Origin of the sequence: Streptomyces sp. NPDC051913, assembly GCF_044593635.1 — a bacterium.
Taxonomy (GTDB): domain Bacteria; phylum Actinomycetota; class Actinomycetes; order Streptomycetales; family Streptomycetaceae; genus Streptomyces.
The window spans coordinates 235,251-254,550 of the sequence record NZ_JBIUCI010000012.1; the positions used below are offsets into that span (position 1 = coordinate 235,251).

At 72.2% G+C, this 19,300-nt stretch carries 18 protein-coding genes; 6 read left to right on the forward strand and 12 right to left on the reverse strand.

All coding sequences use genetic code 11. From position 1 onward, the window contains the following. Positions 1-7: 7 nt before the first annotated feature. Positions 8-916 (reverse strand): UTP--glucose-1-phosphate uridylyltransferase, encoded by a 909-nt coding sequence (locus ACIHIX_RS32345; RefSeq protein ID WP_399962411.1) that lies wholly within the window; start codon positions 914-916, stop codon positions 8-10. A gap of 216 nt (positions 917-1,132) precedes the next feature. Between ACIHIX_RS32345 and ACIHIX_RS32350 the strand changes: the two genes are divergently transcribed. Continuing rightward, positions 1,133-1,336, forward strand: coding sequence for a hypothetical protein (locus ACIHIX_RS32350; protein ID WP_399962413.1), 204 nt, complete (start codon positions 1,133-1,135; stop codon positions 1,334-1,336). Between the two features lie 95 nt (positions 1,337-1,431). On the opposite strand, the gene ACIHIX_RS32355 is transcribed toward ACIHIX_RS32350, so the two are convergent. The 4 genes from ACIHIX_RS32355 to ACIHIX_RS32370 form a co-directional block, all read right to left on the reverse strand. Then, positions 1,432-1,782: a metalloregulator ArsR/SmtB family transcription factor gene (locus ACIHIX_RS32355; RefSeq protein ID WP_329342876.1), complete on the reverse strand. Its 351-nt coding sequence runs from the start codon at positions 1,780-1,782 to the stop codon at positions 1,432-1,434. A gap of 201 nt (positions 1,783-1,983) precedes the next feature. Then, positions 1,984-2,409 (reverse strand): ATP-binding protein, encoded by a 426-nt coding sequence (locus tag ACIHIX_RS32360; protein WP_399962415.1) that lies wholly within the window; start codon positions 2,407-2,409, stop codon positions 1,984-1,986. Positions 2,410-2,412: 3 nt separating this feature from the next. After that, on the reverse strand, positions 2,413-2,820 hold the full coding sequence (locus ACIHIX_RS32365; RefSeq protein ID WP_399962417.1) for a pyridoxamine 5'-phosphate oxidase family protein: 408 nt from the start codon (positions 2,818-2,820) through the stop codon (positions 2,413-2,415). Beyond that, a complete protein-coding gene (locus tag ACIHIX_RS32370) occupies positions 2,817-4,469 on the reverse strand; it encodes a SulP family inorganic anion transporter (protein WP_399962545.1) in 1,653 nt (550 codons plus the stop codon). The genes ACIHIX_RS32365 and ACIHIX_RS32370 overlap by 4 nt, the downstream gene beginning before the upstream one ends. Before the next feature lie 192 nt (positions 4,470-4,661). Between ACIHIX_RS32370 and ACIHIX_RS32375 the strand changes: the two genes are divergently transcribed. Continuing rightward, on the forward strand, positions 4,662-5,234 hold the full coding sequence (locus ACIHIX_RS32375) for a hypothetical protein (protein ID WP_399962419.1): 573 nt from the start codon (positions 4,662-4,664) through the stop codon (positions 5,232-5,234). Between the two features lie 149 nt (positions 5,235-5,383). Next, on the forward strand, positions 5,384-6,916 hold the full coding sequence (locus ACIHIX_RS32380; protein WP_399962421.1) for a LuxR C-terminal-related transcriptional regulator: 1,533 nt from the start codon (positions 5,384-5,386) through the stop codon (positions 6,914-6,916). A gap of 16 nt (positions 6,917-6,932) precedes the next feature. Here the strand turns inward: ACIHIX_RS32380 and ACIHIX_RS32385 are convergent, their stop codons facing one another. Next, the gene (locus tag ACIHIX_RS32385) at positions 6,933-8,000 is read right to left on the reverse strand and encodes a dipeptidase (protein ID WP_399962424.1); all 1,068 of its coding nucleotides are present in this window, start codon (positions 7,998-8,000) and stop codon (positions 6,933-6,935) included. Further along, positions 7,997-9,319, reverse strand: coding sequence for an amidohydrolase family protein (locus ACIHIX_RS32390; protein ID WP_399962426.1), 1,323 nt, complete (start codon positions 9,317-9,319; stop codon positions 7,997-7,999). Before ACIHIX_RS32390 ends, ACIHIX_RS32385 begins: the two co-directional genes overlap by 4 nt. A 137-nt stretch (positions 9,320-9,456) precedes the next feature. Here ACIHIX_RS32390 and ACIHIX_RS32395 point away from each other — a divergent pair, with 137 nt between their 5' ends. Then, positions 9,457-10,218, forward strand: a complete 762-nt coding sequence (locus tag ACIHIX_RS32395) for an IclR family transcriptional regulator (protein WP_399962428.1) — start codon at positions 9,457-9,459, stop codon at positions 10,216-10,218. Next, positions 10,215-11,144: an ornithine cyclodeaminase family protein gene (locus tag ACIHIX_RS32400; protein WP_399962430.1), complete on the forward strand. Its 930-nt coding sequence runs from the start codon at positions 10,215-10,217 to the stop codon at positions 11,142-11,144. Before ACIHIX_RS32395 ends, ACIHIX_RS32400 begins: the two co-directional genes overlap by 4 nt. 23 nt (positions 11,145-11,167) lie before the next feature. Here ACIHIX_RS32400 and ACIHIX_RS32405 read toward each other — a convergent pair whose 3' ends face one another. From ACIHIX_RS32405 to mscL, 4 genes are all read right to left on the reverse strand, one after another. Continuing rightward, a complete protein-coding gene (locus tag ACIHIX_RS32405) occupies positions 11,168-12,490 on the reverse strand; it encodes a lipase family protein (RefSeq protein ID WP_399962432.1) in 1,323 nt (440 codons plus the stop codon). Between the two features lie 302 nt (positions 12,491-12,792). Then, positions 12,793-13,557: an esterase/lipase family protein gene (locus tag ACIHIX_RS32410; protein WP_399962434.1), complete on the reverse strand. Its 765-nt coding sequence runs from the start codon at positions 13,555-13,557 to the stop codon at positions 12,793-12,795. 104 nt (positions 13,558-13,661) lie between these two features. Further along, positions 13,662-13,811, reverse strand: coding sequence for a hypothetical protein (locus ACIHIX_RS32415; RefSeq protein ID WP_399962437.1), 150 nt, complete (start codon positions 13,809-13,811; stop codon positions 13,662-13,664). A 94-nt stretch (positions 13,812-13,905) separates the two neighbouring features. Beyond that, on the reverse strand, positions 13,906-14,352 hold the full coding sequence (gene mscL / locus ACIHIX_RS32420; RefSeq protein ID WP_399962439.1) for a large conductance mechanosensitive channel protein MscL: 447 nt from the start codon (positions 14,350-14,352) through the stop codon (positions 13,906-13,908). A 537-nt stretch (positions 14,353-14,889) separates the two neighbouring features. On the opposite strand from mscL, the gene ACIHIX_RS32425 reads away from it, so the two are divergent. Continuing rightward, entirely contained in the window at positions 14,890-16,842 is a 1,953-nt protein-coding gene (locus ACIHIX_RS32425) for an ATP-binding protein (RefSeq protein WP_399962441.1), read from the forward strand. A gap of 59 nt (positions 16,843-16,901) precedes the next feature. On the opposite strand, the gene ACIHIX_RS32430 is transcribed toward ACIHIX_RS32425, so the two are convergent. Continuing rightward, positions 16,902-19,151 (reverse strand): ATP-binding protein, encoded by a 2,250-nt coding sequence (locus tag ACIHIX_RS32430; protein WP_399962443.1) that lies wholly within the window; start codon positions 19,149-19,151, stop codon positions 16,902-16,904. Between the last annotated feature and the right edge of the window lie 149 nt (positions 19,152-19,300).

Consider the following 19,300-nt stretch of genomic DNA (forward strand, 5'->3'; position numbering starts at 1 on the left):
GAGGCCGTCACGTGCGTCGAGGCTCGTCCTCCAGGCCGGTGACCAGGCTGCGCAGCAGTGGTCCGTACTCCGGGTGGGCGAGGGCGAACGCCATCTGGGCGACCAGGTAGTCGGCCGGGTTGCCGGTGTCGTACCAGCGGCCCTCGATGACCTGCCCGTACACGGCCCGGGTGGCGGCGTAGGCGTTGATGGCGTCGGTCAGATAGATCTCGCCGGTCCGGTGCTCGTACCAGCGGCGGGTCTGCTCCCGCAGTTCGTCGATGATGCCGGGGGTGACGACATAGCCGCCGATCGCCGCGTACGACGACGGGGCGGCGGCGGGTTCGGGCTTCTCGACCAGCCCGGTGATCCGCAGCTGGCCGCCGCCCAGGTCCTCCTTGACGATCGGCACGCCGTAGCGCTGCGACTCGCCGGGGTCCATCGGCAGGAGGGCCAGCACCGGGCAGCCGGTCTGCTCGTACGCCCGGATCAGCTGCTGGGCGCGGGGGACCTCGGCCACGAAGACGTCGTCCGGCCACAGCACCAGCACCGGCTCGTCGCCGAAGGACCGCGCGGCGTTCAGCACCGGGGTGCCGTTGCCGTACGGGCCGTACTGGTCGAGGTAGGTGATGTGGCCCCGGCGTGCCAGCTCCGCGACCTCCTCCACCGCCTCCGCGTACGCCGTCTTGCCGTCCTCGCGGAGCTGCTCGACGAGGGCCGGGTTGGGGCGGAAGTGGTCCTGGATGAGGCTCTTGCCGCCGGAGACGACGATGGTGATGTCGGTGATGCCGGAGTCCACCAGTTCGCGCACGGTGTGTTCGATGACCGGCTTGTCGCCGACCGGGAGCATCTCCTTCGGCGTCGCCTTCGTCAGCGGCAGCAGCCGGGAACCGAGTCCGGCGGCCGGGATCACAGCCCGGCGGATCGTCGGGGACATCACGCTTCTCCCGGTCGAGCGGCACACCGCGCCGAGAGGCACGGCACGTACCGACGCTATCAACGGTCGCCGTACCCTCGCCGAACGGAGTCGGAATCTCCTCTCCCGCCCGCTGACCACCGCGCACCCACGCACCTACTCTTGAAGGGTTCTTCGATTCAGCAGGTGCGCCGGGTGCGGTCGTCGTCAACGGGAATCGTCATCGGGAGGGGCGGGATGGACGGGTCCGTGTTCGCCGAGGCGCTGCGGGAACGGGTGCGCCAGGCTCTCGCGGCCCTCGCGGCGGCGCGGGAGGCCGATGACGCGTACGCCGTGGCGGTGGCCCAGGACGAGGTGGACGACGCGGTGCGTGTGGCGCGCGGCCACGGTCTGTACGTCGACGGCCTCGACGACGTGGCGACGGACCTCGACGAGGGGTGACCGGCCTGTCGCGGCGACCGGCCTGGACGATCATGCGGAAGGTGACGTGGGAGGACCGCACGCCCCTGCGGTCCGCCCACTTGGCATGTTGCTCGTCACGACGGCGGCTTGACCTCCTGCTGGGCCGCCTGGAGGTCGGCCAGGAGTTCGGCCTGGCCGGTCAGGACGCCGGAGAGGATGGTGCGGGCCACGCGGAGCAGCTCCGCGACATGGGGGCTGGTCAGCGAGTAGTAGACGGTCGAGCCCTCCTTGCGGGTCACGACCAGGTTGGCCCGCCGCAACACGGCCAGCTGCTGGGAGAGATGGGCGGGTTCGATACCCACCTCGGGCAGCATCTCGGCCACCGCGTGCTCACGCTCGCTCAGCAGCTCCAGGACCCGGATGCGGGCCGGGTGACCGAGTGTCTTGAAGAACTCGGCCTTCAGTTGGTACAGCGGCGTACTCACTCTGCCGTCGCCTCCCCGCCGCGGGAGCACGGCCCGGTCGGCCGGACCTCGTCCCCTCGCGTCCATCCACTCGTCAAGAACATGTGACCCATCCTCGCGTGCGTGAACGGCGGCACCGAACCCGCTCCCGGGAACCGGGCCCAAGGTGATGAACTCCTGAATTGCCAAGATTAGCAACTTGACATGTCTGGTGAGAGGGCGTCACAAGGGCAGGGTGATCCAGACGCTCTTGCCCTGGCTGTCGGCGTCCGCGCGCACCACCGCGGTGCCGCCGAGGCCGAGGACCAGCTCCATCACGGTGCCGAGGCCGCCGCCTCCGGTTCCCGCGGGCGGCGCGTACAGCGACGGCTGGTAGGGGTGGCGGTCATGCACGGCGAAGGCCAGACAGTCCGGGCCTGCGGCGTAGATCACGGTCACCGTGGGGGAGAGGGCCGCGGCATGGCGGACGCTGTTGGTGACCAGCTCGGCGAGGATCAGCAGCGCGGGGTCGACGGCGCGGTGGCGCAGCCCTATGCCCCACTCGACCAGTACCTGCTCGGCCGTCTCCCGGACGGTCCGTACGGCGGCCGGTTCGGTCGGCAGCGTGAGCACATGCCGGTACGGCAGCGTTTCCCACCGCGTGGACACCTCTCACACCTCCCCGCGGACGAGGCGGTAGCCGGTGACCGTCCTGGGGCGCAGGCGCAGGAGTGTGTCGTGCGGGCCGTGCGTCCAGCCGGGCAGGGTCCGGTGGTGGTGGGCGGCCTCGTCGGGGTCGGTGATCACCTCGGCCGGCCCGGTGACGGTGACCGTCCAGCCGGTGCCGTGCACGGCGCGGATCTCGTCCACGTGATAGGTCGCCGCGGCGGCCACCGCCGCGGGCGGGGCCGGTGTGCGGATGACGAGTCGGCCGTACTCCCACACATGCCGGGCGGGGCGTACGGCGGTCAACTCCCGGTGTGCGTACACCAGTCGGCCCAGGCTGCTGCCTTCCAGCAGCCACAGGGCCTCGGGGCCGGAGACCTCGACCATGCGGGGCTGGACGGGAGGGGTGTTCATCGGGCGGCCTCCTGGCCGGCGGTCGGGGGCGGGGACGAGGGGAGGGCGGGCAGGAGGCCTGCGGTGTGGAGGTGGTCGCGGGCGGCGCGGATCGCCTCGGGCGTGTTGGCGTACTCCCGGCCCTCGTGCCGCAGCAGCTCCAACGCGCCCACGGAGTCGAGCACTTGGCGCTGGCCGGGGCGGATGGCGGAGGCCAGGACGAGGATGCCGCGCCGCCGCAGTTTCTCCACCGCGTCCTTCAGGAGCAGGGCGCCGGTGGCGTCCATGGTCGAGATCCGGGACATGCGCAGGATGACGACCCGGACGTCGGCCACGTCGGTGAGCTCCAACAGGAAGCGATGAGCGGCGGCGAAGAACAGCGGGCCGTCGATGCGGTACGCCACGATGTGCTCCGCCAGCAGGGCGTGCTCCTCGGCGCTGTGGTCGCCCTGGTCCAGCGGCACCTGGTCGAAGCGGGCCTGCTTGGCCACGGCACGCAGGGCGAGGACGCCCGCGACGGCCAGGCCGATGATCACGGCGTACACGAGATCGAGCGCCAGCGTGGCCACGGCGGTCAGCACGAGGATCAGCGCGTCGGAGCGGGTGGCCTTGGCCATCGCTCTGAGGGAGCCGGTCTCGACCATGCGGATCGCGGTGGCCAGCAGGACGCCGGCGAGCGCGGCGAGGGGGATCCTCGACACGAGGGGCGCTGCCGCGAAGACGATCGCGGCGAGGACGGCGGCGTGGGTGAGGGCGGCGAGGCGGGAGCCGGCGCCGGTGCGGACGTTGACGGCGGTGCGCGCGATGGCGCCGGTCGCCGGGACCCCGCCGAACAGCGGGGCGGCGATGTTGGCGAGGCCCTGGCCGAACAGCTCGCGGTCGGGATCGTGGCGGTGCCCCACCGTCATGCCGTCCGCCACCGAGGCGGACAGCAGTGATTCCAGTGCGGCCAGCGCCGCGACCGCCATGGCCGGGGCGAACAGGGTGCTCAGCGAGCCCGGTTCCAGGAAGGCGAGGGAGGGGGCGGGCAGGCCGGCGGGCAGGTCGCCGATGGGGGTGGCCGCTTCCAGAGCGAAGAGCTGGGCGACGGCCGTGGCGGCGACGACCGCGAGGAGGGAGAAGGGGAGGCTGGGCCGCCAGCGGGTGCCGGCCAGCATGACCACCGTGACCGCGACGGCGAGACCGACCGCCGTCCAGTTCGGGCTCCTCACGAACGCCTCGGCCGCCCGCCAGGCCACCACCAGCACCCGGTCGCCCTCGGGCTTGGGCACGCCGAGCGCGTTGGGGATCTGCTGAAGACCGATCACACAGGCGATCCCGAGCGTGAAGCCCTCGACGACCGGGGCGGGCACGTACCGCATGTAACGGCCGGCCCTCAGCGCGGCGAGCGCGACGAGCAGCACGCCGGCCATCAGCCCCACGGTGAGGACGCCCGTCGGACCGTAGGCACCCACGATGGGCACGAGCACCACCGTCATGGCACCGGTCGGCCCCGACACCTGGAGGTTCGAACCGCCGAAGACGGCCGCGAGCGCGCCCGCGACCACCGCGGTCGCCAGCCCCGCCGCCGCGCCCAGACCGGAGGACACCCCGAAACCGAGGGCGAGCGGCAGCGCCACGATCGCCACGGTCAGCCCGGCCAGCAGATCCCGCCGTGGATCGCGTCGCATCTCGACGAGGTCGGCACGGCCGGGCAGCAACGCCTTGATCCGGTACAGCGAAACGGACACGCGCCCCTACCTCCCCCTGTGAAGCCCACCCCGTGGCTACCTGCGGACACAGCGAGCACAGCATCTAATCAATTGCGAAGTTTTGCAATTAAGCATCAAGTAAGGGGCCGGGTGAGGAGGTGGTACGGGTGCTTGCCCGCCCCGGCGCGGGCACTCGGAGTGCTGGTCGTCTATCTCAACGATCATCTGGCCGGCGCGACCGCCGGTGTCGAGCTCGCTCGGCGTGCGGCCCGGGAGCATCGGGAGTCGCCCTTCGGTGAGGCGTTGGAGAACCTGCGCAAGGAGATCGCGCGGGACCGGCAGGCGCTGGTGCGTCTCCTCGGTGACCTCGACGTTCCCGTCCGGCGCTACAAGGTGTACGGAGCGTGGCTCGGTGAGAAGGCCGGACGGGTCAAGCCCAACGGTCGGCTGGTGCGCCGCTCCGGGCTCGCGGTGCTGGTCGAGTTGGAAGCCCTCCGGCTGGGGGCGCAGGGCAAGGCGGCCCTGTGGCGGAGGCTGCTCGCCGCCTCGGCGCAGGACGCACGCCTGGACGCCGACCGCCTGGAGGAACTGCTGCGCAGGGCCGAGCGGCAGATCAAGACGCTGGACGACCTGCATTCCAGGGCCGCCACGGCACTGCTGTTCCCCACGAAACCGGTGGAAGCGACGAAGCGGGCTTCTACGGCAGAACCAGCAGAAGAACCAGCAGAGGACCCGCGGACCTGAGCCCTGCTGCGCCAACTGTCGACGGCCGGGCCGTTGTTGGACATTCTTTCAACAGCGACCTCTCAAGTGACCCCGGAGACAGATGAAGTCGTAGCCGTCCCCCGCTCCCTCCCGGCGGTCACTTCCCGGCTGACGACCAGGAAGTGGTGATGCGTGTGAACGACGAGTCCCACGGCGCCTCCTCCGCGCCTGTGCCCGCCACCGAGCCCGCGCCCGCGATCGCTCCCGCCTCCCGCCGCGCCCTCGCGGACGGCTACGCGCTGCTCCGCGACGGCCCCGTGGCGGACGCCTGTTCGGCCCTGCTCCGCGCCGCTGCCGGACTGCGGGAGGCCGATCCGTTCTCGGCCCGCGGCGCGTGGATCGCGGCGGCCTCGGCAGCGTGGGCGGCCGGTGATCGTGAAGGTTACCGCCGGATCCTGATGCCGGGGCCGTGCTCGGTCTGTGGAGCCGCATCAGGGCGGGCGCTCTGTGCGGAGGGGTGTCCCGACGCCGACTGGCGGGCCCGTTGCATCGGGATGGGCGCGGTGGTGGAGGCGGACTTCCGGCGCGCCGCGGCCTTGCTCGGACCCCGGCTGCACCGGCTCACGCCTCGCGCGCAGGCGCACGAGTTCCGCGACGCCGGAAGCGTGGCGCTGCTGCTCGGCCGACTCCCCACCGCACGGCGGTACTTGAGCCTAGCCCTCGCCTCCGCGCGGTCCGCGCGCGTGCCGGCCGCCGTGCCGGACATCCTCGCGCACCTCGCCTACGCCGAGTTGAGGGAGGGCCGCCACCATCAGGCCCGCGCCCACGCCGAGGAAGGACTGCTGCTCGCCCGGCAGTTGGGGCAGCGCAATGCGGTCGCCGACCTGTCGGCCGTACGCGCCCTCGTCGTGTCGATCGCGGGTGACCTGGCCGCCGTACGGAAACAGGCCGCGGAGGTCATGGCCGTCGCGCAGTCGCACGGGCTGGCCCAGGCCGCGTTTCTCGCGGAGTGGGCGCAGGCGCGGGCGGAACTGGGGTCGGGCAAGGTGGAGCGGGCCGCCGCCCGGCTGGCTCCGCTGGTGCAACCCGGAGCGCGGCAGGGGCACTTCGGGCTCTGGTTCCTCGCCGTGCCCTGCTTCGTCGAGGCCTGCGTCCTGTCCGATCGTGCCGTCGACGCGACGGAGATGATCGACCTGTTCGCCGTATGGGCGGAACTCGGTGCCGACCCGCAGGCTCCGGCTCAACTGGAGCGGTGCCGTGCGCTTGTCGCACCGCCCGAGCGGAGCGAGGTGCTGTACCGCGCCGCGCTCGCCCGTCATGAGCGGGCGCCCGGCCCCTTCGAGCACGCCCGCACCCATCTGGCCTTCGGGATGTGGTTACGGCGTCGAAGGCGTCCCATCGAGGCGCGTGCGCAACTGCGCGACGCGCTCCTCGGGTTCGAGCGCTGCGGTGCCGCGATGTGGGGCAAGCGCGCCGGCGCCGAACTGCGGGCGGCGGGTGAGGTGTCCGGGGCCGGGGAGGCGGGGCTGCTGTCCTCGCTCACCCCCCAACAGGTGCGGATCGCACGGGATGTGGCGAGCGGAGCGACCAACAAGGAGATCGCGGCCCAACTATCGATCAGCATCAGGACCGTCGAGTACCACCTGCGCAACGTGTTCGCGCAGCTCGGCGTCCGATCGCGCACCGGGCTCGCCCATCTGCTGGCCAACGTCGACCGTTGAAGCGGTACGGCTCCGCTCAGGCCTGCCACACGCGTTCCGCGTAGTCCACGAAGTTGCGGCCCATGATCTTCTCGATGCGGCCGGAGGAGAAGCCGCGCTGTTCCAGCAGGCGCATCAGCTCGCGGAACTGCTCGACGCCGCGCAGGTCGACGACGAAGGGGAAGGTGTCCGCCCGTTCCCCGGCCGCGGACACGCCCGCTTCCTGGCGGCGCGCCACATGCTCCGCGAGACGGTGCCGGTACGCGTCGAGGTCGTCGATGGCGGTGACCGGACCGTCGGTACCGATGCCGACGTGGTCCTCGCCGCAGACGTCCACGGCGTGCACGAGGTGCTCGACGACGTCGGCGGCGCTCGCGTGGCCGCCGGCGTCGAGGAACGGCATGAAGTAGATGCCGACGAACCCGCCCCGGGAGGCGACCAGCCGCAGCTCCTCGTCCGTCTTGTTGCGCGGCAGATCGGTCAGCGCCCGGCAGCCGGTGTGGTTGATCGACACCGGAACGCGCGAGTACGCGGCGGCGTCGAGGCAGGTCCGCTCGCCGCTGTGCGAGAGGTCGACCATCAGATGGTGGTCGTTGAGGGCGTCGACCACCTCGTGCCCCAGGGCGGTCAGCGGCGTGGTGCCGGGTGCCATCGAACCGCCGCCGAGCTGATTGGCCTGGTTGTACGTCAACTGGACCACCCGTACGCCGCGTTGGGCGAAGACGGCGACCCGGTCGGCGTCGTCCCCGACCGCCTCCGCGTTCTGGAAACCGTAGATGACACCGATCCGGCCGTCGCGGTGCGCGGTGTGGATGTCGGCGGCCGTGGTGACCTTCAGGAGGTCGTCGGGGTGCTCGGCCACGACCCGGTCCCATACGTCGATCTCGTGCAACGTGTGCTCGTAGGGCGGGAGATCGCCCATCACGTAGCCCAGGGTGATGTTGACCGCGGTCAGACCGGAGGCGCGTGCCTCGGTCAACGTCCGGGAGTCGACGGTGATCTGCTCGCCGCTCGCGTTGAGGTCGCCCGCGGCGGCCAGGGAGCGTGGTGCGTTGGGGTTGTCGAGCTGGCCGAGCGCGTTGACGATCAGAGGCGTGGTGGTCAACGGTTCTCCCGGGTGCGGTCGTCGGTGTAGGCGGTACGCGGGAAGCGGTGCCCCCGCTTGACGGTCAGGGTGATGGTGCGCAGGTGGTCGATGTCGGCCAGCGGGTCGCGCGCGAAGACCGCGAGGTCGGCCAGCTTGCCCGGCTCCACGCTGCCGGTGAGATGGTCGGCGCCGGCGCTGTGAGCGCCCACGAAGGTCGCCGAGCGCAGCACGTCGGCCGCCGGGATGCCGCACCGGCGTACCAGGAAGGCGAGTTCCTCGTACAGCGCGGGGAACGGTTCCTCCGGCGGCGTCTCGTAGTCCGTGCCGGTGGCCAGCTCCACGCCCGCGCGGTGGGCCTGTGCCGTCAGGGCGATCGCCAACTCCGTGTTGCGGGCCGCCCGTTCGGCCGCCTTTGGGTCGTCGCTCGCGAACTCGCGGGAGGCGTACAACCCGGCGGTCGCGTCCAGGACGACGCCCTGCTCCCGCATCCGGGCGAAGAGCTTCTCGAGCCGCTCGTCCTCGCCGGTGACCAGGCTCGCGTGATCGACGGGCGGTTTGTCCTTGTACGACGTCAAGGGTGCCGTCGCCGCCTCGTGGGCGAGCAGCGTCACATGCGAGACGCTGTCCACACCGGCCGCGACGACCTCCCCGGGGGTGGCGGGAAACACCGCGGCGTGTGCCCAGACCGGGATGCCCTGACGGTGTGCCTCCGCGGTGATCGCGGCGACGAGGGGCGCCTCCAGGTCGGCGTACACCTTGATGGCGGCCGCGGAGGTGCCGCGGGCCAGGGCCACCGCCAGGGGCAGGTCGCTCGCGGTGGTGACGGCCTGCATCCAGGGGACCTCGCCGGGCACCGCGCCCTGGGTGACCTGGTGGGTGCGGGGGTCCTCGAAGAAGCCTGGGCCCGCCATGAGCGCCGCGTAGTGGAGGTCGGGAGCGGCGATCTCGCCGACCCGGGCGGCCCGCGCGAGATCGCCGATCTGACGCAGGTCGTCGGCCATGTCCCGTACGGCGGTGACCCCGCTGTGCACGAGACGGCGCAGGACCGCTTCGGCGGCCGGACGGTCGGGCGGCGTGGCGAGGTGCTGGTGCGAGTCGACGAGCCCGGGGGTGACGAACCGGCCCGTGAGGTCGACGACTTCGGCGCCCGCCACGGAGGCGGCGGCGTCCGTGTCGTCCACGACGGCCCGGATCACGCTGCCGTCGACCACGATCGACGTCCCCGGGCGGGGCGGGCTGCCGGTGCCGTCGAACAGGGTGGCTCCCCGGTAGACGACGACTGCTCCCGTCTCCGGCGGTGCGTACGGCGTCGCCGCCCCGGCCCTGTCGCTCGTCAAGCTCACCACTCCCTGATCTGTTGCGCTCTAAGTAACAAGCTTCTCGACCTGTGAAACAAGCGGTACCCTACCTCCGGATCCCGGCGAGCGACACGCCCCGCCGCGAGGCTCCGCCCACAGCGTTCGGAAGGGATTCGATGGCACAGGCGCCACGTACGGCCGTGGACAAAGCGCTGGACCTGATCGAGGCGGTCGGCCGGGCGCCCGGACCGCCACGGCTCACCGACCTCGCCGACGAGGTCGGGCTGCACCGGGCCACCGCCTACCGGATCCTGGTGGACCTGGTCCGCCGCGGCTGGGTGCTGCGCGCCGACGACCGCTATCTGCCCGGCACGGCCGTGCTGCTCCTGTCCGCCCGGGCCGCCCACAACTCGCTGACCTCGCTGGCCCGTCCGGTCCTGGAGCAACTCGCCGCGCACACCGGCCTGATGGCCAACCTCCAGGTGCTGGAGGGCGACGGCTCACGGGTGGTGGACGTGGTCCGGCCGGAGCGCCTGGCGATGATCAGCACCCTGCTCGGCGACCGGCTGCCCGCCCACCGCTTCGCCGGCCCGCTCGCCTTGGTCGCCGCGCTCGCACCCGAGGCGCGCGGGCCCTACCTGGACGCCGCCCGGGCGCAAGGGCATCCGCTCGACGGTGACGCCGGTCTGCTCGCCGACATCGAGCGGGTCGAGGCCGACGGGTTCGCCGTCGAGCGAGGGCGCAACGACCAGTTCGTCGCGTCCGTCAGCCGAGCCGTCGTACCGGCCCCCGGAGCGCCCGTGTGCGCACTCACCGTCGTCGGGCCCGCCGCCGAGATCGACGACGAGCACCTGCGCCCGGTGCGTGAGGCACTCGGCTCGGCGGTCGACACACTGGGCGGGCTGCTCGCCCGGACGGGCGCGGAGGCCGCCGTATGACGGAAGTTCTGGTTCTCGACGGGGCCGCCACGCTCGCGGCCCTCGACCCGCACCGACTGATGGCCGCCGTGGCGGACGCGCTCGTCGCCGTGGCGCAGGACCGGGCGTCCGCGCCGCCGCGCACGGCGGCCTTCACCCCGTACGGGCTGCTGGGTGCCATGCCCGGGTACGTTCCCGGACAGGGCCTCGCCGCGAAACTGGTGACGGTCTTCGCCGATCCCGGGCACCCCGGCCGCAGCACCCACCGCGGCATCGTCGCCCTCTTCGACGCCGAGGACGGCCGGCCCCTGGCGGTGCTGGACGCCGAGCCCATCACGGCCTGGCGCACCGCCGCGTCCGCCACGCACAGCGCCCTGGCCCTGGCCCGCCCCGGCCCCGTCGTGGTCGTCGGCACCGGGGTCCAGGCGCGTGCCCAGGTCGGCCTGTTGGCCGCGCTGAGGCCTGACGAACCCGTCACCGTGGCGGGCCGCGACTCCGAGGCCGCCCGCGCCACGGCCGCACTGCACCCCGCCGGCCGCGCGGCCGACGGCATCGAGGACGCCGTACGGCAGGCGGCGACCGTGTACTGCTGCACCGGCACCACCCGCCCTGTCGTCCGGCGCGACTGGCTGGCACCGGGCACCCATGTCAGCTCGGTCGGCGCCTCCCAGGGGCATGAGCTCGACGCCGCCACCGTCCGGGACGCGACGCTCTTCGCCGAGTGGCCGGGAGCGGCCGGCACCCCGCCGCCCTCCGGTGCCCACGAGCTCCAGGACCTGCCGGCGGACCGCGCCGTCACCCTCCTGGGCGCGGTCCTCGACGGCTCGGCCCCCGGCCGACGCACCGCCGACCAGCTCACCGTCTTCAAGTCCACCGGGCACGCGGCCCTGGACGTGGCGGCCGCGTACGTCGTGCACAGCGCGGTGACGGGCCGGGCCGCCGGATAGGTGGCCCGGCCCGTCACCGCCGGTCAGGGCTGCAACGGCAGCAGACCACAGGCCGATGTCACCGGCTTGCCGTCGAGGCGGTCGGTCAGCCAGGAGATCGCGTCGCCCTGGTCGGTGAGCAGGGGAGCGAAGTGGTTGAGGAGGGAGCGGCCCACGTTCGGCAGGATCACGGGCTTGTAGGTCACGTTGCCGCCCAACCGACACCAGTCGACGGCGAGTTGACGGGCCTGTGCGTGCGGCACCAGGTCGTCGCTCGTGCCCGTCGCCAGTCGGACCGGCCCGCTCGGACGGGTCGTGCCGATGCGCTGCTCGTCGAGGAAGGCCTGGAGGGCGGGCTCGGCCGCGATGACGTCGCTGATGGTCCTGCCGTCGGTCGTCCAGGCGGTGCTGTGCGCCGAGTTGTACGCGAACAGCGCGTCCCCCACGCACATGGTGGACAGGTCGTCCAGCGCCGCGCGGCCGGCCGCGTTGAGGTGGGCGTCGGCGATCGGCTTCAGCGCCGGGTCGGACTGCAGGAAACCGTTGACGGACCAGCCCAGGGCACCGGCGAGGTCGCTGCCGTCGATGGCCTTGGTGACCTCGGTCAGATCGGCGGGCGGTGCGCCCGCGTAGGTGCCGGCGAGGACCACGTCGGGGGCGTAGGCGGAGCGGACCTCGGCGGCCGCCGCGGTGGCGCCACCGCCCTGGCTGTAGCCGAACAGGGCCACGCGCGAGGCGCTGGTGAGCGAGGTGCCGGGAAGCGCGCGGGCGGCACGGACGGCGTCCAGGACGGCATGGGCCTCGTCGACCCGGTTGACGTACGTGTGCAGCCGGTCCGTGGCGCCGAGGCCGGCGTAGTCGGTGACCACGACGGCGATACCTCTGGCGAGCAGACGGTAGATCGCCAGGTCCTCGTAACCGACGGAAACGGTCTCCCCGTTGAGCTGGAGGGGGTGTTCGAGGCCGAGGGAGGCGGCGCACTGGTCGCCCTGTCCCATGGTTCCCGGAGCCAGGGCGACCAGTGGCCGGGGGCCGGTGCCCCGCCAGGCCGCGGAGGGCTCGATGTAGGCGCCGGTCACCGCCATGGGGCGGCCGTTGGAGTCCGTGGACCGGTACATCAGCCGGGTGGCCGTGCCGGGCAGCGGGCCGTCGACGCCGGGCAGGCTCAGCGCCAGCGGCAGCGGTTCGCTGCGCACGAGCGCGCCGTTGGCGTCGGGCAGCGTGGTGGGCGGGTTGTAGAAGGTGGGGATGGTGACGCCGCGGGAGACCACGGCCCCGCCGTCGGCGGCCAGGGCCGGGACGGTCGAGGCGCCGAGGCAGGCGGCGGCCGTGACGGCCACGGCGGCGAGGCGTACGGGTGCGGGCATGAGGGACCTCCGGAGCTGGGGGAGGCCGAGCTTCATGTGCGGCTCGGGCGCTTGACGGGCCGGTCGGGCGGGGTGCGGGCGCGCGGAGGCGGTCGTCCCACCGCTGTTCCGGTTGCCGTTCTTAGACGAGGTGTCAGGACGGTAGCGCCGAGCGGGTTACCCGGGGTACCCGCCGGTAGGTTACGGTTCAGTAATATGCGGCCGCTTCGGGGCGCGCGGCATGCCCGCTGCCCGCTCCTGGAACGCCGCCGGCCCGCCGGCGGCACCTGTGGGGTGTGCCGTCGACGGACCGTTCCCCTTGGTCAGGAGGCGACGAAGTCGGCGATGTCGCCGAGCACCGAGGTGTCGGTGAGGAAGCCGATGTGGGTCTGGCAGGCCACGGGGTTGTTGGTGGCGCCGTCCAGGCGCGTGCTGGTGTACGGGATGATGACGCCGTCGCACGGCGAGTACCAGGTGGCGTACTTCGTGCTCCCCGGCGTCTCGTCGCCCGAGGTGATCTGGGCGATGAACGAGGAACCGGGGTACATCTGCTGGCAGGTCGTGTAGACCAGACAGGCGCTGGCGTACGTGGTCCCGTGGTTGGCGCCGGCGATCGAGGCGAGGTGGCTGACGCTGGTGTTGCCGCCCAGGACCTTCAGGTAGTACTGGCTGACCAGGCCGCCCATGGAGTGGTTGACGAGGGCGACCTTGCTCGCGCCGGTCTGTGACTTGACGTTGTCGACGAAGGTCGCCAGGCCCCGCGCGTTGGTGATGTTGTTGCCGTAGGAGTTGTACTCGTAGGCGAACAGGTTCGAGCTGGACCAGCCGTTGAGCCGGAAGACGCTCATGGCGGTGACCCAGTTGGACGCGCTGCCCGTGTAGCCGTGCACGAAGACGACCGGTGTGCTGGTCGACAGGGTCCCGGTGGTGGCCTCGGCCGACCTGGTGGAGGCGGTGGCGGTGGCGATGCCGCTCGTGCGGTCATTCGCGTCGGCCGCGCCGGCCGAGGTCGCCGAGGAGAACAGGGCGAGCACGGCGGTCACGGCCGCTGCGGCGCCGGTAAGTCGACGTGCTGAACGACGGCTCATGGAGCCCTCCCAACGAGGGTGCGGGTGTTTGACCCGACCAATGTCGTGGGGCGGGAGACGGTGGACATCGGCGGAATCACCAGTCGCCGGACGCACCTTCGGCCTCAGCCGGTCAGGGAGCGCGGCAGGGCGTGTGGGCGTCGTACCTGGTCGCGTCCGCGGGAGGGCTCGCGGCGGCCCTCGTACTCGCTGGACAGCGCCTTGGTGGAGTACGTGCGCGGCCACGGCGGCGGGCAGTACCGCCGCCTGGACACCGAACCGCCCGGAGACGGGACTGTCCCGCCCCGACAGCCGGGGGGCGGGACAGTTGGGCCTCGGCGCGAGCCGCACGCGCGGGGCGAGGCCGGGTCAGCCGACGGACGCGGTCGCCTGCACGGGGAAGCCGGGGCGGCCGGCGAGGTCGGCGGTGCAGTAGGCGCACTTGACGGCCGCCGCGGGCACGGTGCTCAGGCAGTCCGGGCAGTCGACCTTGGTGACCGGCACATCCTTGACCGGGTTGAAACGCTCCTGGAGTCGGCCCACGGGGAGCACGACGGCGAAATAGATCACGGCGGCGACCAGGACAAAACTGATCAGGGCGTTCAGGAAGGCACCGTAGGGGAATGAGGTGCCCGCGACGGTGAATTCCTGCTTGCTGAAGTCACCGACCGCGCCGGTCGCCACTCCGATCAGCGGCGTGAGGAACGCGGTGACGAAACCGGTGACGACGGCGGTGAACGCGGCACCGATGACGATGCCGACCGCCAGGTCGACCACGTTGCCGCGCAGCAGGAACGAGCGAAACCCCTTGAACACTGAATACTCCTGATATGAGGTGTGCCGGGACACCAGGGACCTGTCGGCCGGACGGCCGACGGCGGTAATGGTGCCGCTCCACTTCTCCGCCGTCCAACCGCCTCACTCGTTCAAGTGAAAAGAGCGAAATCCGCTCCACGAGAAAGAAATTCGCCCCGCCGTACGTATACGGATCCTGGCGCCATCGGATTTGACCGGCCGAACAGCCGGGCAGGATTTGTGCACTGTGTCCGATGAGTCTGGAGAATTCTCGACGAAGTCCGGCCCAGGTGACGGGAAGTCCGTACACGTAGCCGTGTGAATTCCCGCCGACCCCTGTACGTAGTACCGCACACCCATCTTGGGAGGGATGGAAAGCATGGGCGTTCGATCGTTCGTTGCGGGGTGTGAATCGGCGCTCTTCGGCGCTACTCGGCGTGTCAAGGGCGCGTTGGAGTGGCCGTGATACGGCAGCAGTGACGGTTCTTCTCTGGGCGGTCCCGTGCTGTCGCGCCGGTATTCCATTGCATGCCAAGAGCGTTACGGGGAGATGTGAAAGTGCGGACATCTGTCGTCGGCCGGACCGGCCCGACCAAGTCCAGCGATGCGGACAGCGGCCCTCTGGTCGGCCGGAACAGGGAGCTCGCGGAACTGCGGGAGCTCATGGCCGGGCACCGGCTGGTCAGCGTGACCGGTTTGGCAGGTGTGGGCAAGAGCCGGCTGTCCGCAGCGGTCATGGGCGAGGGCCCGTGGCAGCGCGTGGTCCGGGTGCGCTGGAAGGGACAGGGGGCGGCCGTCCCCGGAGGCCTCGGCCGCCGCGTCCTCGCGGAACTGGCGGGCGGGGCACCGGCGTCACGGTCGACGGACGTCTTCGACGTGGCCGCCGGTCTGCCGCCCCTGACGACTCTGTTGGTCCTGGACGACGTAGACCCGGTGCACCTGGAGTGCGTGGGTCTGGTGCAGCGGCTGCTGATGGCCCTGCCGACGCTGCGTGTGCTGGTGACATGCCGCCGCCCGCTGGGCGTGGGGGAGGAACGGGTCCTCCGCCTGGCGCCGTTGGACTGCCGTACACCCCGCGATGCCGAACGCCCGTCCCCCGCGGCCGAGTTGTTCGTGGACCGGGCGCGTGCCGTGGTGGCGGGATTCCGTCCCGCAAAGGCGGACCTGGAGCTCGTCGAGCAGGTGTGCTCGGTTCTGGAGGGAGTGCCGCTCGCCGTCGAACTGGCCGCACAGCAGCTGAGCGTCAGCTCGCTGGCCGACCTGCCCGACCTGGTGCTGCGCAACCAGTGCCGGCTGACCGCGAGCGGTCGGACGGTGCCACGCCACCGTTCACTGCGAGCGGCCGTGCGGGCCGACTACGCGCTGTGCGAGGAGAAGGAGCGTGCCGTCTGGCGGCGCGCCAGCGTCCTGCTGGGCCCCTTCACCGAGGAGGCGGCCGCGTTCGTGTGCGCCGGCGGGGGCGTGGCCCCGGACCAGGTGCCCTTCTGTGTGGCCCGGTTGCTGTCCTCGGGGGTGCTGGAGCGGCTGGACGAGCCCGGCGCCGGGGTACGGATGCCGCGCTACCGGATGCGCCGGGCGGCCCGCGACTTCGGCATCGAACTGCTCACGGAGGCCGACGAGTTCCCGGTGGCGGCGGAGCGGCGCCTGATCCACTGCCGGCGGACGGCGGCCGTGGCCGAGAACCTCTGGAGCACGGGCTGCCAGCGGCAGGCCGTCGAACTCGCGCAGGAGGGGCACGCCGACCTCCAGGCGGCGATCAGCCACGCGCTCGCCCAGGGGGAGCATGTGGAGTGGGCCGTGGAGTCGATGGTGAGCCTCTGGTTCTGGTGGATGGTCTACGGCCATGCCGAGGAGGGCCGCCAGACGCTGCTGGACCTGCTGTCCCTGCCTCCGGCCGACAGTCCCGCTCGCTGCGAGGGCGGGTGGCTCGCCGCGTGGATGTGCGCGGAGAGCGATCCGGAGCGCGCCGACCGGCTCCTCGCCCGGTCCTGGCGGGCAGCCGTCCTCGCCGGCGACGACGCCTCCATCGGGCGCATCGCCTACGTCCACGGGGTGCTCGCCCTGCGGCACCACGACGCCGACGAGGCCGCCGCGCACTTCCAGCAGGCCGCGGACACCATCCCGCCCGACGCTCCGGGTGGGCCCTCACCCGCCGTCAGCCTCGCCGCCCTCGCCGTGGCCCAGATCCGCAGCGCGCCGGACGACGCCCGGCACAGCGCACGCCGTGCCCTGACCCATCCGAGCGTGCGCACCGATGCCTGGGCCACCATGCTCGCCCGCCACGCCCAGGCACTCCTCGACCACCACAACGGCTACCCCGGGCGGGCGGCGCGCAGGGCCCGCCGCGCGTTGCAGGCGCTGGACTCCACGCTGCCCGTCCCCGACGGGACGACGGCCCTGCGTGAGCTGATCAGAGACGTGGGCGAGCAGGCCGCCCGACCGCGTCGCGGCCCTCTTCTGCCGCTGCCCCGAGGGCAGGCGTCACCGCCGAGGCAGGCGGACCGGCCGTAGCCGGAGCGCCCGCGGTTCAGGGCCTCGGTCCCTCGCCCGACAGCGGGGGACCGAGGCCCTCAGCGCTCTTCCTCCGGCCCCCGCGTGAGGTCTGTCGTCGGGACGAGCGGTGCGATCTGGGCCCGGGAGGAGACACCCAACTTCGCGAGGATGTGCTCGACATGGGTGTCGGCCGTACGTTTGGAGATGACGAGGCGTTCGGCGATCTCCCGGTTCGTCATCCCGCCGGCCACCAGGGCGGCCACCTCGCGTTCGCGCCGGGTCAGGCCGCCCGGTGCGGAGGCTTCCTCCTGGGCGGACGGGGCGGTCTCGTCCGACAGGGCGAAGTCCACGATCTGCTCGTGCGGCAGGGACGCGCCGGTCCGGCGTACCTGGTGCAGGAGTTGTCCGCCCATCGCCCGGTCGAGCTCCGACAGGGCCCGCTCGTGCACGTGCAGCAGCCGGGCGTTGTCCAAGGCACGGCCCCGGCCGAGGAGTTGGAAGAGCGCGTCCGCGCCGCCGAGGAGGAGAGCGGCCCGCTGATGGCGGCCGAGGTCGGTCGCGGCCCAGACGAGGAAGTCGAGGGAGAGGGCGACGCCGAGGACGTCCGCTCTGCGGTCGTGCAGCGCCAGGGCGCGGCGAGCGGCCTGTTCCGCGGCGGCGGGCCGGCCGGCCCGCAGATGGGCGACGGCGAGGAAGCCGTGGGCGTGACCCTGCACATAACTCTCCGAGCTGTCCTCGCCGTTGAGACGGAGGACTGCCTCGAAGGCGCCGATCGCCGCCTCCGGCCGGTCGTGGAGGGTGTGGACGATGCCCAGCCGCAGGTTCGCCAGCGCCACGTCCAGATCGGTGCCGTACTTCCTGAGCCGGTCCAGGGACAGACGCAGTTGGGCCACCGCCTCCTGGGGTTCGCCCGCGACGGCCCAGGCCATGCCGTGACACATCAGGGCCAGTCCCTGGAGCCTGGGGTCGTCGAGCTGAGCGGCCTGCTCCTGAAGTACGGCCGCGAGCCGGTGGGCGGCTTCCACGTCACCCTGGATCACGGCGAACGTGGTGGCCCACACCAGGGCCTTGACGCGATCCTCGGACACCTCGGGCTGTTGGTCGAGAGCACGGTCCATCCAGTAGCGGGCCTCGGCGGGATGGCCGGCACACAGTCTGTACGGCCACATGGCGGCGGCCAGCGGCAGCAGCGTGCCGTCCGCGTCGGCGTACTCCAGGGCCGCGGTGAGATTGCGGTGTTCGGCCAACAGCGCCTTGTGCAGGGACACCTGCTCGGAGGTGAAGAAGCGTTCCTCGAAGTCCCGCAGCCGTGCGTGGAAGTAGGCGATCAGACGGCGCCGCAGGACGGCCGTCTCGCCCGTCTCTTCCAGCCGCCGGCCGCCGAAGTCACGGATGACGTCGAGGAAGCGGTAGCGGTCCCCCTGTCTGAGGAGCACCGACTTGTCCACCAGTCCGACCAGCGAGTCCACGACCGACCCCGCGGGCAGCTGGGCGTCGGTGCAGACGGCGTCCACCGCCGGGAGATCGAAATCGCCGCCGAACACCGACAACCGGGCCCACAGGAGCCGCTCGTCGGGGGAGCACAGCTGATGACTCCAGCCGATCGTCGCCGCTAGGTTCCGATGCCGCGGCAAGGCCGGTGAGCGGCCTGCGTTCAGCACGGTGAAGCTCTCGGTGAGGCGCGCGGCCAGCACCCCGATGGGCAGTGCGCGCAGGCGTACGGCGGCCAGTTCGATCGCCAGCGGAATGCCGTCCAGACGGCGGCAGAGAGTCGCGGCGAGTCTGCGCTCCTCGGCGGTGAAGGACAGACCGGGAACGGCGGACGCCGCCCGCTGCTCGAAGAGTCGCAGCGCCTCGCTTGCTTCCCCCTCCGCCAGGCCGAGCGGCCGTACGGGCACGACGTGCTCGGCGGGGATGCCGAGGGGCTGTCGGCTGGTCGTGAGGATTCTCAGCCCGGGAGCCTGGGCGAGCAGGACGCCGACCAGCAGCGCACAGGTGTCGACCAGGTGCTCGCAGGCGTCCAGTACGAGCAGCAGTTCGCGTTCGGCGACATGGTTCACGACGGCCTCGAAGCCGGACGGGCCACGCCGGTCCGGCAGTTCGAGGGCGTCGGCGACGACCTCGGGGAGTCGTTCGGGCCGCCGCAGCCCGGACAGCTCGGCGAGCCGAATCCCGTCGGCGAGCGTGGGCGCCGCCTGGGCCGCGGCACGCAGGGCGAGCCGGGTCTTGCCGACGCCGCCGGGACCGACCAGTGTCACCAGTCGTGCCCGTCTGAACAGTTGGGCCAGTTGGGCCAGTTCGCCGCCCCGTCCGACGAAGCTCGTCAACTCCGCCGGCAGATGGCCGGGTCGACGCCATGAGGATAAGAACCCCACCAATAGCCCCACATTCACGCTCTGTGACACGGTGTGTCGGATGGTCATGCCGCGGGCAGCGGCGGCCGCGGGCCAAGGTCGTCACCAGGCCTCGCACTTCC